Source organism: Salmonella sp. 32031103-2018-00083-FB-01-SM-01 (genome assembly GCF_017571995.1).
In the GTDB taxonomy this organism is placed as follows: Bacteria; Pseudomonadota; Gammaproteobacteria; order Enterobacterales; family Enterobacteriaceae; genus Salmonella; species Salmonella enterica.
The window spans coordinates 497,452-514,154 of sequence record NZ_JAGEQL010000003.1; the positions used below are offsets into that span (position 1 = coordinate 497,452).

Below are 16,703 nucleotides of genomic sequence, written 5' to 3' on the forward strand. Positions count from 1 at the left end.
TACCTTTATTTCTCCTGAGAGAAAATGATTACCAGGTATATTTAACACCAACGTTTGCAGACCAGTCTTGATCAACATCACCGCCGCCGAGGTAGTTAGCATCGGTGTAGGCGCTGAAGTTCTTCGTGAAGCTGAACTGAGTACCCAGACCAACACGTACCGCAGAACCTTCTACGCCGTTGTCGATAGAGTCGCCGTTTACGTCAGCATCGTTGTTGGAGTCGTCGTAAACGTAAGCCAGTTTGAAGTACGGCGTCAGCGCCTGATCTTCGCTGTAAGTGAAGGTATAACCTGCATCTACACCGATTTCATAACGCATGCTGTCGTAGGACTGACCGTCAACTTTCATGTCGTTGCTCAGCTGGTAGTCGTCGCCAGACTGGAACAGACCGGATACGCTGCCGTAAGGCGTTACGTAGCCTGCATCACCCAGCTTCAGATCATAACCCAGTTTCAAGCCAAAGCCCCAGGCGTCAGAAGAGGTGTTGCCGTCAACGTAAGTACCGTCGCTCATGTTAGCAGACAAATCGTTGTTGAAGTGAGAGTAGCTCAAGTTACCATCAACAAAGATGTTGTTTGCGAAACGAGCGGAAGAGTAGATGTAGGCAGACTGGCTGTCCTGATCCACCTGACCGGTACGATCGCTCAGATCGCCTTTCGCGAAGCCTGCTGCCGCACCAACGATCCACTTAGCGTTGTTACCATCAACTTTGGTATCAACACCGACCATGATGCCATTAACATCCTGATCGTAGTTAATGGTGCCGTTGTCGCCGTTGAAGTTACCGCCGAAGTAGCTTACCCATGCGCCGCCGTTATCCGCCAGGCCATGACGAGCGTTGGTCAGACGAGTACCAACGGTGTCTTGTTCCAGGTTCCAGATATTGGTGTTCGCAGAAGGAATGCTCAGCGCCATGTTAGCGTAGTCGGTCAGTTCCATCTGTTCCAGCACGACAGTGTTGCCTTCCTGCTTAGCCTGATAGGTGTAAGCACCCAGGTCAGCTTTGTTTGCAGCAGAGAAGGTAGCGGTGCTGTTCTTATCGTTAACATAGATCAGCTCATTACCTTTATAATCCGCAACAGAACCCGTGCCTGTAGCATTGTCGATACGTACTTTATAGTTACCGGTTGCAGCTGCAACATTGTCACCAACGTTATCAACTTCATCCTGACCTGCTTCCGTCTGGTCGGTATCGTAAGTATCGCCGTTACCGTTAATGGTCAAATGACCATCAGAGTTCATCGCAATCACGCCATAACCGTAATTAGACTTAGTCGTGTCGTTAGTACGATCGTTAGTCAGGTCAGCATCCAGTACGAAACGGTTACTTTCGATGTTGAAAACACCTGCGTTCACATAACCGTTAGCATCGGTGTAGCTGGTCAGGTTCAGAGTATCAACCTGCAGCGCATTAGAAGCGCTATTACCAACATCCAGTACACCATTATTGGTTACGTTGATAGTGTTTGCGTACAGGGCAGCATCATTTACGCTCCAGCCAGCAGAAACATCATCAGCAATCGTAACGGTACTGTTATCGATAGACAGGGTATCAGTTGCAACATGACCATCTTCATTGATGTTCAGAGCAGAACCACCAGTCAGGCCGATAGTGTCAGAAACCAGAGTAGAATCAGCAACATTGACAACAGAACCACTATTGATACTCAGCGTATCAATCAGAGAAGTTTTAGTAGTGTCCCACTGTGATCCGGTATTCAGGGTCACGTTAAACAGGCCGCTCTGATAAACTTCGTTACCAACGATATGGTTATACTCACTGTAGTCAGTATAAATGTTATCAACACCTACAGTTGATAATGGCCACAGACTATTAGCTGCGATATCGATCAGATTTGCAGTTGCCTCGGTACCTACAGCATAAGAATCGTAAACTCCATCCGGAGATGTGGCATCAAGAATACCGTCGCCGTCAGTATCTACAGTATATTCAAAAACACCGTCTCCATCGGCATCAGTACCAGTGTCTGTCATATGTACAGACATTGCTGCACCAACCCATTTGCTACCATTATTCAGGGTAACATCCATACGGTCAGTGCCATCCCAACCGTTCGTGTCGCGGTCAGCATCAGTATCACGATAGCTATCCGCTCCATTCGGGAAGAAGTTCTCATCGAAATTGCTGGAGAATACAACATCGCCCATCAGCGTGGAGTTGCTGAGGTTGACCGTCGTCTGCATTGCATTATCAGCGTATGGGTTTGCAATTGCCGCAATCGCAATGTCATCAGCAGTATAAGAACCGCTGTAATCGCTAGCGTTATTAGTATTACCAAACCAGCCGGAAGTACCTTCATCAGACCATGAGCCAGAGGTTACGGTAGAATCAGCAACATTGATTGTGTTATTAAATACTTCACCGCTGTTTACGCCAGTGCTAACGGTGTTATCGTCGATATCTTCCCATTCGTAGCCCTGAGTCAGGGTAATACCAGCAACATGAGAATTATTTACAATAGACAGATCAACTTCCTGATCCAGTGTAATCGCGGTACCCATGTCATAAACATCAACAACATGCGTATCCGCAGTACCATCGGTATAGGTACCGTTATAGGTATAATGCTCGTAGTTGTCATCAATGGTAGAGTTATCAACGGTCAGCGCCAGGCGATCATATACATACCCGGTGTCACGATTTACGCAATCGGTAGTCATACACTCGGAGGTAATCATACCATGAATAGTACTGTTTTTAATTGTCAGGCTATTCGCATTAGTATTGGTAGTAACGCCATCATCCAGATAGTAGGTAGAAATAACGCCATTAACTCGCGCGTTATTGATTACAGGATAAATGTCACCGTTATAGTAACTATCAGTTGCGTAGTTGTTCCAACCTACATAGCCATCATAATAAACGCCATCAGCGTAGGTCGCATCGTTGTAGTGATGAAACGTATTGTAAGTGGTACCAGAAATATCATTAGTAGTAGCATTCGCCTGAGAAGTGATTGCCAGAGTGCAAGCCAATGCTAATTGTGAGACTACAAGTTTCTTTTTCCAGGAGTGCATTTGTCATCCCTCCTCAGGGACGTAATATAGTTGATCCATCAATTATCAATGCATAAAAACATATAGATGTTTAGCAAGGAGGATTATGCGGCGTCATTGCTAAAAGGTTCAATTATTCTTTATCCTCAGTCCGGATTCGGACATGAATTAAAAAGACGTAATAAAAGGAAAATGGATAATTAAAAATCATTCTTTTTCATGAGGTTACAAGAAAATAAAAAAATAAAATAAATATGAATAATGTTAAAACCCACATTTACTTAAATGACGATGAAATAAAACTAAAAACAACGTAAAACTAATTCTTATTTAAAATGATATAGTACCTGAGGTATTAATCTCCGGTATATAAAAGAAGCGCCATGTTCTGCCGCCGCTGGGGCTGCGCCTGCTACGTTAAGGACCGTTTTCGTAAAACATCTGCCTGCAGATTCAGGTATACTGGGCCTTCGATTCCACAAACATCAGGCAGACCATGACAGACCTTATCCATCGCCCTCGCCGCCTGCGCAAATCCGCTGCGCTGCGCGCTATGTTTGAAGAGACAACACTTAGCCTGAACGACCTGGTGTTGCCGATCTTTGTTGAAGAAGAACTCGACGATTACAAAGCTATTGATGCCATGCCCGGCGTAATGCGTATCCCGGAAAAGCAGCTGGCGCGAGAGATTGAACGTATCGCAAATGCTGGTATTCGTTCCGTTATGACCTTCGGCATTTCCCACCATACTGATGACACCGGCAGCGATACCTGGAAAGAAGACGGCCTGGTGGCAAGAATGTCCCGCATCTGTAAGCAAACCGTGCCGGAGATGATCGTCATGTCCGACACCTGCTTCTGCGAATACACCTCGCACGGCCACTGCGGCGTGTTGTGCGAACACGGTGTGGATAACGATGCGACGCTGGCCAACCTCGGCAAGCAGGCCGTTATCGCGGCGGCGGCTGGAGCAGATTTTATTGCGCCCTCCGCGGCCATGGATGGACAAGTCCAGGCTATCCGCCAGGCGCTGGATGCCGCCGGTTTTACCGATACGGCAATAATGTCCTACTCCACCAAGTTCGCCTCTTCTTTCTACGGCCCCTTCCGTGAAGCAGCGGGTACCGCGTTAAAAGGCGACCGCAAGACGTATCAAATGAATCCGATGAACCGCCGTGAAGCGATTCGCGAATCACTGCTCGACGAAGCCCAGGGCGCGGATTGCTTAATGGTGAAACCGGCCGGCGCGTATCTGGACGTGCTGCGTGAAATCCGCGAACGCACAGAGTTGCCGCTTGGCGCTTACCAGGTGAGCGGTGAATACGCCATGATTAAATTTGCTGCTATGGCTGGCGCCATTGATGAAGAAAAGGTCGTGCTGGAAAGTCTGGGCTCGATTAAACGCGCCGGCGCCGATTTGATTTTCAGTTACTTCGCGCTGGATCTGGCTGAGAAAAATATTCTGCGTTAATTCTGTTACAGGGCGGCGCGCTGCCGCCCTTTCCCAACTTTACACCCCACTATTCAGTCGCTGACGCTAACCCGTTGCCGGACGCGGCTTATCGGCTTACGGCTATTCCTCGATCGCCTGGCGAATTTGCTGCAACGACGCAGGATCGTCAATGGTTGTCAGATCGCCCGGATCGCGGCCTTCGCAGATCGCCTGGATCGTGCGGCGAAGCATCTTTCCGGAACGCGTTTTGGGGAGCTGCGAAACAAACCAGACATGCGCCGGACGACCAAAGTGACCGATCTGGTTGTCCACCAGCGCCATAATCGCTTTTTCCTCGTCGCGCGCCGCCTCGCGATCCGCCAGCGTATCGCTCTGCTTCGGAATGACAAACGCCACCGCTACCTGCCCTTTCAGAGCGTCCTTTATCCCCACCACCGCCACTTCCGCTACGTTCGGGTAACCGGAGATACTTTCTTCTATTTCTCGCGTCCCCAGCCGATGGCCCGCAATATTAATCACATCATCGGTACGGCCCAGAATAAAGTAATACCCCTCGGCATCGCGGATTCCCCAGTCGAAGGTGGCATAAACCTGACGGTTAAACAGCGACCAGTAAGTCTTCACAAAACGCGCATCGTCGCCCCAAATAGTCTGAATACAGCCCGGCGGCAGCGGCCCTTCAATCACCAGCATGCCTTTTTCATTTATGCCGCAGGGGTCGCCGGTGACTTCATTGAGTAGCTGGACGTTATAACCGTACATCGGCACGCCGGGACTTCCCAGACGCGACGGCCTGTCGTCCAGCGCGCGGGCCAGCGCCATGATCGGCCAGCCGGACTCCGTCTGCCAATAATTGTCGATAACCGGCACCCCCAGCGTCTCCGTCACCCAACTGGCCGTCGGCTCGTCCAGCGGCTCACCGGCCAGATAAAGCGCCTCCAGCGAGGAGAGATCGTGGTTGCGGATTTGCGCCGTCGGGAATTTTTTCAGCACGCGAATCGCGGTCGGGGCGGAAAACATCCGGTTAACCTGGTATTTCTCGACAATTTTCCACCAGACCCCGCAGTCCGGGTACGTCGGCAGTCCTTCGTAAACAATAGTCGCCATGCCTGCCAGCAGCGGCGCGTAAACGATATAGGAGTGGCCGACGACCCAGCCGATATCCGATGCGCAAAAGAATACGCCGCCCGCCTTGCCGCCAAAAATGGTGTCCATCGAGGTTGCCAGCGCCACCGCATAGCCGCCAACGTCGCGCTGGACGCCTTTCGGTTTGCCGGTAGTGCCGGAGGTGTAAAGAATGCACGAGGTTTCATTGGATTCCAGCCACGCCACCGGCACGCTCGCGCCGAGATGCTGCTGGCGCAACGTGGCAAAATCCAGATCGCGCCCATCCACCCACGCCATTTTCGCCAGCCCTCTGTCCACCAGCAGAACGTGTTTCGGCTGATGCTGCGCCTGCGCAATAGCGTCATCGAGCAGCTTTTTATATGGCAGGATTTTACCGCCCCGCGCTCCGGCATCCGCCGACACAATCAGCGCCGGTCTGGCATCGTCAATGCGCGCCGCCACGCTGTGCGAGGCAAAACCGCCAAAGACCACCGAATGGATCGCACCAATGCGCGCGCAGGCCAGCAGGGTTATCTGCGCTTCGGCAATCATCGGCATATAGACCAATACGCGATCGCCACGCTGCACGCCCAGCGACAGCAACATGGCGGCCACAGCGTTGACTTCATCATGCAACTGGCTGAAGGTAAATGTACGCTCTTCATCGGTCTCTGATGAGACGGCAATCAGCGCCAGCGCCTCCGGCTGTTTATCCAGCCAGCGGTCAACGGCGTTATGACATAAGTTAGTGGTGCCGCCGCAAAACCAGCGGGCAAACGGTGGACGGCTATGATCCAGCGTCTGCGTAAACGGCTGTCGCCAGTCGATACGCCGGGCCTGCTCGGCCCAGAACGCCTCCGGTTCGTTAATGGAACGCTGATAAAATTCGCTAAAAGACATCACGCTCTCCTGTTGAACTTACGCCTTACTGCTGGCTGGCTCAGATGACATATAAATCGAGGTATTCGTTAACCGGCATCTGCTCCAGGCGGGCTCTGTCCAGGGAGACATCCAGAATGCGTTGCTGCTGGCGAGTCGGGAACTGACGCGCCAGGTTTATTTTAAATTTTTCGATAAGCTTCGGAATACCGTCGGCGCGGCGACGCGCATGACCAATCGGATACTCCACGACAACCTCGCCAAAGCGTGAGCCATCAGTAAACTCCACGGTGATCGCATTGCCGATAGCACGTTTTTCCGGGTCGTGATAGTCGGCGGTAAAAGCCGGGTCCTCATAACACACGATTTTCTCGCGCAGGGCGTCAATACGCTTGTCCTGCGCCACCTCGTCTTCATAATCCGCCGCGGTTAACCGTCCGAACAGCAACGGCACGGCGACCATATACTGGATACAGTGATCGCGGTCCGCCGGGTTATTGAGCGGGCCTTTTTTATCGATAATGCGGAGACAGGCTTCGTGGGTGCGGATGGTCACTTTCTCGATATCCGCTGCCGTTTTACCCGCGGCCTGCATCTGCTCATACAGCGTCATCGCCGCTTCGACGGCGGTTTGCGAGTGGAATTCTGCCGGGAAAGAAATTTTGAATAGCACGTTTTCCATCACGTAGGAGCCGTAAGGACGCTGGAAACGGAACGTTTCACCTTTGAATGAAACGTCGTAGAAGCCCCAGGTTTTGGCGGTGAGCGCCGAGGGATAGCCCATCTCTCCGGTTTTCGCCATCAGCGCCAGACGTACCGCGCGCGAAGTCGCATCGCCCGCCGCCCAGGATTTGCGCGTACCGGTATTCGGCGCATGACGATAAGTGCGCAGCGACTGGCCGTCGACCCACGCCAACGATACCGCGTTGAGGATCTCATCGCGCGTCAGCCCCAGCATTTCAGCGACCACCGCGGTCGAGGCCACTTTGACCAGCAGCACATGATCAAGCCCGACACGGTTGAAGGCGTTTTCCAGCGCGATGCAGCCCTGAATTTCATGGGCTTTGATCATCCCGCTCAATACCTGTTTCATGGTCAGCGGCGCTTTGCCGGCGGCGACGGCGTTGCGTGACAGCCAATCCGCAATCGCCAGAATACCGCCGAGGTTATCAGAAGGATGGCCCCACTCGGCGGCAAGCCAGGTATCGTTAAAATCGAGCCAGCGGATCATCGCGCCAATGTTAAAAGCTGCCTGTACCGGATCGAGCTGGAACTGGGTGCCCGGCACGCGTGCGCCGTTGGGCACCGCCGTGCCTGGCACGATCGGCCCAAGCAATTTTTTACAGGCCGGGTATTCCAGCGCTTCCAGACCACAGCCGAGCGTGTCGAGCAGGCAATAATGCGCGGTGTCGTACGCCACCTTTGAGGTGATGTCGTAGTTCATCACGTAATCCACGATATCGACGATTTCGCGGTCAAATTCCGGGCGGATGTTCAGTTCTTGGGTAGACATAGGGTACGTTTCCTGCGTTTTATTTTTAATAAGAGTGAGTTAGCAACGATCGTCTATCGAGACAAACGGACGATCTTCCGGCCCGGTATAGTTGGCAGAGGGGCGAATAATCTTGTTGTCCTGACGCTGTTCAATAATGTGCGCCGCCCAGCCGGTAACGCGGGCGATGACAAACAGCGGGGTGAACATTTCGGTAGGGACGCCCATCATGTTGTAGGAGACCGCCGAAAACCAGTCGAGATTCGGGAACATCTTTTTGGTCTCCCACATCACCGTTTCCAGACGGTCGGCGATGTGGTACATCTTCAGCGAGCCGCCTTCTTCTGAAAGCTGTTTCGCCACCCGTTTGATCACCAGATGGCGCGGGTCGGCGATGGTGTAAACCGGATGTCCAAAACCAATCACCACCTCTTTGTTTTCCACGCGTTTACGGATATCCGCCTCTGCCTCGTCCGGCGTTTCATAACGCTGTTGAATTTCCAGCGACACCTCATTCGCCCCGCCGTGTTTCGGGCCCCGCAGCGCGCCAATCGCGCCGATAATCGCGGAGTAGACATCCGAGCCGGTCCCGGCAATCACCCGGCTGGTAAACGTCGAGGCGTTGAACTCATGCTCGGCATACAGCACCAGCGAAATATGCATCGCCTTTTCCCAGCTTTGGGTTGGCTTTTCACCATGCAGCAGATGCAGGAAATGGCCGCCGATGGAATCATCGTCGGTTTCCGGCTGAATACGTTCGCCGTTGTGGCTGTAGTGATACCAGTAAAGAAGGATAGAGCTGAGCGAGGCCAACAGCTTATCGGCAATATCGCGCGCGCCGGAGACGGTATGTCCCTCTTTTTCCGGCAGGGTGCAGCCCAGCGCGGAAACGCCGGTACGCATCACGTCCATCGGGTGCGAGGCCGCCGGTAACGCTTCCAGAACGGTACGGACATTGGCGGGTAATCCGCGCAGCGCTTTTAACTTGCTTTTATAAGCGTTCAGCTCGTCGCGGGTCGGTAATTTTCCGTGGATCAGTAAATGCGCGACTTCTTCAAATTCGCAGTGCTCCGCCAGATCGAGAATGTCGTAACCGCGATAGTGCAGATCGTTACCGCTTTTTCCCACGGTACACAGAGCGGTATTTCCGGCTGGTACGCCAGACAAGGCGACGGATTTTTTGGGCTTAATGACATGGTTATTATTTTGCAGGATCGTGGTATCGCTCATAGTGTCCTCGTCATTTTTTTAATGTGTAGGGTATTGAGGCGTGTAAGCCGGATAAACGTAGTGCCATCCGGCATTGCCTGATGGCGGCTTCGCCTTATCAGGCCTACAGGCTACGATTTTTTATTCCTGTACAGCGCGTCCAGCTTCTCTTCGAACTGGTAGTAATTGATGCTTTCGTACAGCTCGTTGCGGGTCTGCATGATGTCGATCACGTTCTTTTGCGTCCCTTCCTGGCGCAGCACGGTATAGACTTTTTCTGCGGCGCGGTTCATGGCGCGAAACGCCGACAGCGGATAGAGCGCCATCGCCACGTTTGCGCTGCGCAACTCGTCGGTCGTAAACAGCGGCGTCGCGCCAAACTCAGTGATGTTGGCGAGGATCGGCACCTGCGCCACGTCGGCGAACTGGCGGTACATCGACAGTTCGGTGATCGCCTCCGGGAACAGCATGTCAGCCCCCGCGTCCACGTAAGCCTGCGCGCGATCGAGAGCCGCCTCCAGCCCTTCCACCGCCAGCGCATCGGTACGCGCCATGATCACAAAGTTCGGATCGGTGCGCGCATCCACTGCCGCCCGAATTCTGTCTACCATCTCCTCTTTCGAGACGATCGCTTTGTTTGGACGGTGTCCACAGCGCTTAGCGCCAACCTGGTCTTCAATATGCAGCGCGGCGGCGCCCGCTTTGGCTATGGACTTTACCGTCCGCGCGACATTAAAGGCGGAGGAGCCAAAGCCAATATCCGCATCCACCAACAGCGGCAGCGGGCAAACATCCGTGATGCGCCGGATATCGGTTAACACATCATCCAGCGTAGAAATCCCCAGATCCGGCAGTCCAAGCGAGCCTGCCGCTACGCCGCCGCCAGAAAGATAGATAGCCTGATACCCGGCCCGTTGGGCCAACAGAGCATGGTTAGCATTGATCGCGCCGACAATTTGTAATGGATTCTCTTTAGCGAGCGCGGCGCGAAATGCCTGCCCCGGCGAATGTAAAGACATATCTCGTCCTCATGTTAGTAAATTGTTACTCAAGATGTATTCACCAAAGCAAAGGCTATGCCAGGCAAAGAGGCAGCGAGAAAATTAAATACAATGAGATTTAAAAACAGGTGATTACAGTCATTTCTGTTATGAATAAGCGCGATTAAGGGAAAAGAAAAACGTGTCAGCTAACGTTTCATGAAACGAATCGTTCCGTTTCATTGCAACATTTATGAAACACGTTTAAAACAAAAAATCGCCCCTTAAAGATGAACCTACTGCGATGACGACTGCCCACAGCGCTCCGCGCGATAATAGCGATAAACCGGTGATCTGGACGGTCTCCGTAACGCGTCTGTTCGAACTGTTTCGGGATATCAGCCTGGAATTCGATCATCTGGCGACCATCACGCCTATTCAACTCGGCTTTGAAAAGGCGGTGACCTACATTCGCAAAAAACTGGCGACCGAGCGCTGCGACGCGATTATCGCGGCGGGTTCGAATGGAGCCTATTTAAAAAGTCGCCTGTCAATACCGGTGATCCTCATCAAGCCCAGCGGATTCGATGTATTACAGGCACTGGCGAAAGCGGGAAAGCTCACCTCGTCTATCGGTATCGTGACCTATCAGGAGACCATTCCGGCTTTACTTGCCTTTCAGAAAACGTTTCACCTCCGTCTTGAACAGCGAAGCTATGTCACCGAAGAGGACGCGCGCGGGCAAATTAACGAACTTAAGGCCAACGGTATTGAGGCCGTCGTCGGCGCGGGATTAATTACCGATCTGGCGGAAGAAGCGGGTATGACCGCCATCTTTATTTATTCTGCGGCGACCGTTCGTCAGGCTTTCCATGATGCGCTGGATATGACCCGTCTGACACGGAGACAGCGCGTGGATTACCCATCCGGCAAGGGATTACAAACCCGGTATGAACTGGGCGATATACGCGGCCAGTCGCCGCAAATGGAGCAGCTCCGCCAGACGATTACACTCTATGCCCGCTCCCGTGCGGCAGTGCTGATTCAGGGGGAAACAGGGACCGGAAAAGAGCTGGCGGCGCAGGCGATTCACCAGACGTTTTTTCACCGCCAGCCTCACCGTCAGAATAAGCCATCCCCTCCCTTTGTCGCCGTCAATTGCGGCGCGATTACCGAGTCGTTGCTGGAAGCGGAACTGTTTGGTTATGAAGAGGGCGCGTTTACCGGTTCACGACGAGGAGGCCGGGCGGGGCTGTTTGAAATCGCACACGGCGGCACGCTGTTTCTGGATGAAATCGGCGAAATGCCCTTGCCGTTACAAACCCGACTTTTGCGCGTACTGGAGGAAAAAGCCGTCACTCGCGTCGGCGGACACCAGCCGATCCCGGTGGATGTCCGGGTGATCAGCGCCACGCATTGCGATCTGGATCGGGAGATAATGCAAGGACGTTTTCGCCCCGATCTCTTTTACCGCCTGAGTATTCTGCGCCTGACGCTTCCTCCTTTGCGCGAGCGGCAGGCTGATATTTTGCCGCTGGCGGAAAACTTTTTAAAACAGTCGCTGGCGGCGATGGAAATTCCGTTTACCGAATCGATACGTCATGGATTGATACAGTGTCAGCCACTTTTGCTGGCCTGGCGCTGGCCCGGTAATATTCGCGAACTGCGTAATATGATGGAGCGCCTGGCGCTTTTTTTAAGCGTCGATCCCGCGCCAACGCTGGACAGGCAATTTATGCGGCAGTTATTACCTGAGCTTATGGTGAACACAGCAGAGCTGACGCCTTCAACCGTGGATGCGCACACGTTACAGGATGTACTGGCGCGCTTTAAGGGCGATAAGACCGCGGCAGCGCGTTATCTGGGGATTAGCCGCACCACTCTGTGGCGTCGTTTAAAAGCAGGAGCCAAAGACCAGTCGGGTAATTAAGACAAATGACCGCGTCCTGAATGCCTGATGGCGCTACGTTTACTGCAGGCCGTCATCCGGCAAAACGGATGACGGTTGTCAGGAATAAAAATACCCGCCGGAAACCCAGGCGGGTATTTTTATGATGCAACGCTTTTATTTCTTTTTATAAATATCAGCCGTACCATGAATTTTATTTTCTGTCTGCCCGGACGTTAGCACCACCACATCCGCCCCTTTTTCATCCGCCTTTTTGATTAAATCTTCTCTGGCATCCAGCGGCGACATTTCCCCGGTGGTGGAAATCGTGCCAATTTTCGTGTATTCGGAGGCGACTTTATCAAAGTCTGTTTTTTTCATGATTTCTGCGGCATAAACGTTTGTCACGACAAACGCTAATGCGCCAAGCATAACCTTGTAGCCAGTTTTCATAGCAAAACCCTCGTTTTATTATTACGCCATCATCGCTTTATCAGAACAAAAAGGCCGTTCGGACTGATTAAATAAGTAGTGTAGATTGCTGGAAAAATCCAGTCAGCCCCCGCTCTGTCGGCGTAACAACGCGGATTAAAACGCCCCTGCTTTGTGATCTCTCTCGCAATCATCTGGTTTGACTATTAATAAGATGAAGGTTATTTCTTGAGGCTAAGAGAAGAGTTGCCTATGGAGCCGTTTCATGCCGTTGTGCTTACCGTCAGTCTGTTTGTGTTAACCTTTTTTAATCCCGGCGCGAATTTGTTTGTGGTGGTGCAAACCAGCCTCGCATCAGGACGCCGGGCGGGAGTAATCACCGGCCTGGGCGTCGCTACAGGAGACGCCTTTTATTCCGGGCTGGGGCTTTTCGGTCTGGCGACGCTCATTACGCAATGCGAAGCGGTATTTTCTCTTATCAAAATTGTCGGCGGCGCCTATTTATTATGGTTCGCCTGGAACAGTATTCGCGACCAGGCGACGCCGCAAATGAGCACGCTCCAGACGCCGATTGCCGCCCCGTGGACGATTTTCTTTCGCCGGGGATTAATGACCGATTTATCCAATCCGCAAACCGTACTGTTTTTTATCAGTATTTTTTCCGTAACGCTTAGCGCAGAAACGCCCACATGGGCAAGGTTAATGGCCTGGGCCGGAATTGTGCTGTCATCCGTTATCTGGCGTATTTTTCTCAGCCAGGCCTTTTCGCTCCCCGCAGTCCGCCGCGCTTATGGGCGAATACAGCGCATTGCCAGCCGTGTTATCGGCGCCATTATCGGGATGTTTGCGCTCAGACTTCTCTATGAAGGCGTGACGCACCGCTAATGTTTGTCCGGTAGCCTTTGCTACCGGACGATAAGCGTTATCAAAACGCCCATGAAACGCTGCCTACAATGCTACGCTCGGCGCCAAAATAACAATAAGAGAGCGAATTACAGGCAGCGACATAGCGTTTGTCTGTCAGGTTATTTACGTTGAGCTGGGCGCTCAAGCCATTTAACCCAATGCTGGATAAATCATACCCAACCACCATATCGACCAGTGTATAGGACGGCAAGGTGTGGGTATTCAGGCGATCGCTGGTCACGCCGTTGACGTACCGAATGCCGGAGCCCAAAGTCAGCCCCTCTAACAGACCGCTTTTCACATCGTAGCTTAGCCAGGCGCTGGCCTGGTTCCGTGGAGCATAAACCGCGCGCTTACCCTGCTCTTGCGGGCTACTTTTCTTATAACGGATATCAGTATAGGTATACGCCGCCTGCAAACGGACGTTATCCGACAAATGGCTAATGGCCTCCAGTTCAACCCCTTTAGACTCAATTTCACCAATCGAGCGGTACGGATCGGTAGGTTCTTCTTTGGTCGCGATATTGGTCTGGTTAATACGATACACGGCGGCGCTAAACTGGCTGTTCCCCCCCAGCGGTTCGTATTTTACCCCCGCCTCCCACTGCTTGCCTTTCATCGGTTCCAGCACATTGCCGTTTTCGTCGGCGAAGCTGGTCGGCGTAAACGCGGTAGAATAACTGAGATAGGGGGCGACGCCATTGTCGAACAGATAAAGCAACGCGGCACGGGTGCTGACGTTGTTTTTATCGAGATCGCTGCGTGAATCATGAAGTTTGTCGATGTTAGACACGCTGACCCGATCGTAACGACCGCCCAACGTAAAGCGCCAGCGATCCCATGACATCTGATCCTGTAAATAGTATCCGGTCTGCCGCAGCTTATGTTTTTCACGGCTATACAACGTAATGTAATCCGGCTGAGCGCCATAAACAGGGTTGAAAGCGTCAATCGGCGGAAACGCGCCATAATAGCCAGTAGTATGATTACTGCGATCCTGATAATCGATCCCCACCAGCAGACGATGATTAATCGCCCCGGTATCCACGCTGCCGTCGAGCTGATTATCCAGCGCGATAGCCGACATTTTCTCCCCGGAGCCGGAATAGCCGCGATTCAGCGCCGTTTCATTCAACCAACCTGCGGCATAGACCTGATTCAACGTCACTTTGGTATGCAAATAACGCAATTTTTGCCGTACCGACCAGCCGTTATCGAACAGATGCTCAATGTTATAACCCACCATATTTTCACGGCGATCGTATTTGTCGTAGTCATCTTCACCTTCAAAGAAAGTGTTAGAAATTTTTCCGCCGTTATAAGGTACAACCGTGCCTTGATAAGGAAGTCCGGAGTGGCTACCGCCTTGCGGATCACGGTGCAGATAGGCCATAAGATCAAGACGCGTCCGATCGGTAATTCGCCAGGTCAGGCTCGGCATCAGCGCATAGCGTTCCTCTTTCAAGGGGGTAAACTGCGAATCGGCGTAACGTGTCATGCCGCTAAGACGCGCCGCCACACGTTCATTGTCATCCAGTGGGCCGGTCACATCAAAAGCCGCCCCGCGCTGGTTGTGATTGCCGGCAAACAGCTTCACCTCTCCCCCGGCATCAAACGCCGGTTTTCGCGACGTCAGCGCGACAATGCCGCCTGGCGATGAACGTCCATACAGAACGGACGCCGGGCCGCGTACCACCTCGATATCTTCCAGAAACCAGGGGTCAATCACCAACGAACTGTGCGAATTGGTGTCGCCCATCATTTTTAACCCGTCGAGATAGACGTTATCCAGACTACCGTCCGAAAAACCACGCAATACGATGTAATCAAAGCGGTTAGACGCGCCTATCTGATTACTGTATACGCCTGGGGTGTAGCTGACCGCCTGACGCACGCTGGTTGCGCCCTGCTCTTCAAACTGCTGGCGGGTAATAATGGATACCGACTGCGGCGTTTCAATATCTGGCGTCGCCAGCTTGGTCGCGCCACTCTGAACGGGCGAGGTGACAATGACGGTATCATTTTTTGTGGTTTCCTGGGCAAAAAGAGGAAAAGTCGCGCCGCCGATAGCTCCGCCTATCAATAGCGCCATACGCGTTGTCGCAAACATGAACATCTCCAAAGGCATCTTTATTGTAAATAAGAATTATTACCTTTTAGAGATGACGGACCACTATGCGTAACGCCAGATTGCCTATGCGCAATGATAAAAAATCACCCAAAGCGGCAGAAAACCGGGTTAGCGGCGGATATTACCGCTCTGGCGGAGCGCGTTACGCACAGTGTCGTGACGCCGTCAGAGACGCGTCACGCAGCTCGCCGGGCGAGCAGCCATAACGCCGACGAAATGCCGTCGCAAAGTTTGTGGCATGTTGATAGCCTGACATCCAGGCGGCCTGCTGCACGCTGTATCCCTCCATCAGATAACGACGCGCGCGCGCCAGGCGGCAATCGCGCAGATAATCAAACACGGTACACCCATAGGCATGGCGAAACTTGCACCGCAGGCTACTTGGACTCATTGCCGCCCGACGCGCCAGTTCGTTCAGCGTGTAGGCTTTTTCCGGCGTCTGCTCCAGTAAACGCCGAATGAGCTCCAGCCGCTGGTATTCACCGGTGACGGGAAGCGCGCGTTTTTGCGTTGCGGGCTGACATAGATTTAGCGCATAGCCCAGCAATTGCAGCATGATGCCTTCCAGCATTAACTGGCGTGACGCCGCATGAGGTCCGGGCTGCTGCGCATAACGTAACCCCGAAAGCAGAAACTCCGGCACCTGCCAGACCCTCGCCGAGGCTGCACTATTTTCCCACTCGTCTGCCAGCGAGACAGGCAAACGCTCCCGCCATCCGCCGTCCGGGTACATTCCCAGCGATAAGGTGCGCAATTTACTGTCTGCGCCGTGATGGGCGCGTATCGTCTGCTGCTCACTCAGTTGCGAGCAAAACGCCATCCCCGCGCTCAACAAAAAGGTCTGCTCATTGACAGCCAGCGCAACGTTACCTTCCAGCACCACCAGCATATACAGCGGACTGCTATGGCGAGAGGTGGTTTCATAAGGTTGTAACACGTGAACATCCGAGCGTGTAATGCAAATCCCGCCAGGAAGCGCTATCTCTTCGATATCGCCATGAAGTACGGGACTACTCTGCGTATACTGCGGTAACGCAGGGAAGCGGTAATCAATGCCATAACGCTCGCCAAACGCGATGAAGTCGCTGACGGAAAAGATCTTTTTCATCGCCGGGGCGGCGGAAGAGTGACAGGAGATCGGAGACATTATCAATACCGTTTATCTGCGTTATACCAGAGCGTTAGCCACTGTGTAACCATATCACTG

General features: G+C 52.8%; 11 protein-coding genes. 3 read left to right on the forward strand and 8 right to left on the reverse strand.

Annotation, left to right across the window (positions count from 1 at the left end):
• Positions 1 to 28: 28 nt before the first annotated feature.
• Positions 29 to 3,040: an autotransporter adhesin EhaB gene (ehaB, locus tag J4614_RS12120; RefSeq protein WP_000556503.1), complete on the reverse strand. Its 3,012-nt coding sequence runs from the start codon at positions 3,038 to 3,040 to the stop codon at positions 29 to 31.
• Positions 3,041 to 3,515: 475 nt separating this feature from the next.
• Here ehaB and hemB point away from each other — a divergent pair, with 475 nt between their 5' ends.
• Complete coding sequence (gene hemB / locus J4614_RS12125) at positions 3,516 to 4,490, forward strand: porphobilinogen synthase (protein ID WP_000130724.1); 975 nt, start codon at positions 3,516 to 3,518, stop codon at positions 4,488 to 4,490.
• A gap of 102 nt (positions 4,491 to 4,592) precedes the next feature.
• Here the strand turns inward: hemB and prpE are convergent, their stop codons facing one another.
• From prpE to prpB, 4 genes are all read right to left on the reverse strand, one after another.
• Positions 4,593 to 6,479, reverse strand: a complete 1,887-nt coding sequence (prpE, locus tag J4614_RS12130) for a propionate--CoA ligase (RefSeq protein ID WP_001628414.1) — start codon at positions 6,477 to 6,479, stop codon at positions 4,593 to 4,595.
• A gap of 40 nt (positions 6,480 to 6,519) precedes the next feature.
• Positions 6,520 to 7,971, reverse strand: a complete 1,452-nt coding sequence (locus J4614_RS12135; RefSeq protein WP_000107074.1) for a bifunctional 2-methylcitrate dehydratase/aconitate hydratase — start codon at positions 7,969 to 7,971, stop codon at positions 6,520 to 6,522.
• A gap of 39 nt (positions 7,972 to 8,010) precedes the next feature.
• Positions 8,011 to 9,180 (reverse strand): 2-methylcitrate synthase, encoded by a 1,170-nt coding sequence (gene prpC / locus J4614_RS12140; protein ID WP_001285877.1) that lies wholly within the window; start codon positions 9,178 to 9,180, stop codon positions 8,011 to 8,013.
• 110 nt (positions 9,181 to 9,290) lie between these two features.
• Positions 9,291 to 10,178, reverse strand: coding sequence for a methylisocitrate lyase (gene prpB, locus J4614_RS12145; protein ID WP_000052223.1), 888 nt, complete (start codon positions 10,176 to 10,178; stop codon positions 9,291 to 9,293).
• A 265-nt stretch (positions 10,179 to 10,443) separates the two neighbouring features.
• Here prpB and prpR point away from each other — a divergent pair, with 265 nt between their 5' ends.
• A complete protein-coding gene (gene prpR / locus J4614_RS12150; protein WP_079962416.1) occupies positions 10,444 to 12,069 on the forward strand; it encodes a propionate catabolism operon regulatory protein PrpR in 1,626 nt (541 codons plus the stop codon).
• A gap of 135 nt (positions 12,070 to 12,204) precedes the next feature.
• Here prpR and yahO read toward each other — a convergent pair whose 3' ends face one another.
• Positions 12,205 to 12,480 (reverse strand): DUF1471 family periplasmic protein YahO, encoded by a 276-nt coding sequence (gene yahO / locus J4614_RS12155; RefSeq protein WP_000848026.1) that lies wholly within the window; start codon positions 12,478 to 12,480, stop codon positions 12,205 to 12,207.
• Positions 12,481 to 12,711: 231 nt separating this feature from the next.
• Between yahO and J4614_RS12160 the strand changes: the two genes are divergently transcribed.
• Positions 12,712 to 13,344 carry a LysE family transporter gene (locus J4614_RS12160; protein ID WP_000433126.1) on the forward strand — a complete coding sequence of 211 codons (633 nt, stop codon included), beginning with the start codon at positions 12,712 to 12,714 and terminating at the stop codon, positions 13,342 to 13,344.
• Positions 13,345 to 13,384: 40 nt separating this feature from the next.
• Here the strand turns inward: J4614_RS12160 and foxA are convergent, their stop codons facing one another.
• Both foxA and foxR read right to left on the reverse strand, forming a co-directional pair.
• Entirely contained in the window at positions 13,385 to 15,493 is a 2,109-nt protein-coding gene (gene foxA / locus J4614_RS12165) for a ferrioxamine B receptor FoxA (protein WP_208293184.1), read from the reverse strand.
• Positions 15,494 to 15,638: 145 nt separating this feature from the next.
• Positions 15,639 to 16,643 carry a ferrioxamine uptake transcriptional regulator FoxR gene (gene foxR, locus J4614_RS12170; RefSeq protein WP_023207499.1) on the reverse strand — a complete coding sequence of 335 codons (1,005 nt, stop codon included), beginning with the start codon at positions 16,641 to 16,643 and terminating at the stop codon, positions 15,639 to 15,641.
• Positions 16,644 to 16,703 lie beyond the last annotated feature (60 nt).

Coding starts and splice junctions, on each gene's coding strand:
- ehaB (WP_000556503.1), bottom strand. CDS start 3,040: ATGCACTCCTGGAAAAAGAAACTTGTAGTCTCACAATTAGCATTGGCT.
- hemB (WP_000130724.1), top strand. CDS start 3,516: ATGACAGACCTTATCCATCGCCCTCGCCGCCTGCGCAAATCCGCTGCG.
- prpE (WP_001628414.1), bottom strand. CDS start 6,479: ATGTCTTTTAGCGAATTTTATCAGCGTTCCATTAACGAACCGGAGGCG.
- J4614_RS12135 (WP_000107074.1), bottom strand. CDS start 7,971: ATGTCTACCCAAGAACTGAACATCCGCCCGGAATTTGACCGCGAAATC.
- prpC (WP_001285877.1), bottom strand. CDS start 9,180: ATGAGCGATACCACGATCCTGCAAAATAATAACCATGTCATTAAGCCC.
- prpB (WP_000052223.1), bottom strand. CDS start 10,178: ATGTCTTTACATTCGCCGGGGCAGGCATTTCGCGCCGCGCTCGCTAAA.
- prpR (WP_079962416.1), top strand. CDS start 10,444: ATGACGACTGCCCACAGCGCTCCGCGCGATAATAGCGATAAACCGGTG.
- yahO (WP_000848026.1), bottom strand. CDS start 12,480: ATGAAAACTGGCTACAAGGTTATGCTTGGCGCATTAGCGTTTGTCGTG.
- J4614_RS12160 (WP_000433126.1), top strand. CDS start 12,712: ATGGAGCCGTTTCATGCCGTTGTGCTTACCGTCAGTCTGTTTGTGTTA.
- foxA (WP_208293184.1), bottom strand. CDS start 15,493: ATGCCTTTGGAGATGTTCATGTTTGCGACAACGCGTATGGCGCTATTG.
- foxR (WP_023207499.1), bottom strand. CDS start 16,643: ATGTCTCCGATCTCCTGTCACTCTTCCGCCGCCCCGGCGATGAAAAAG.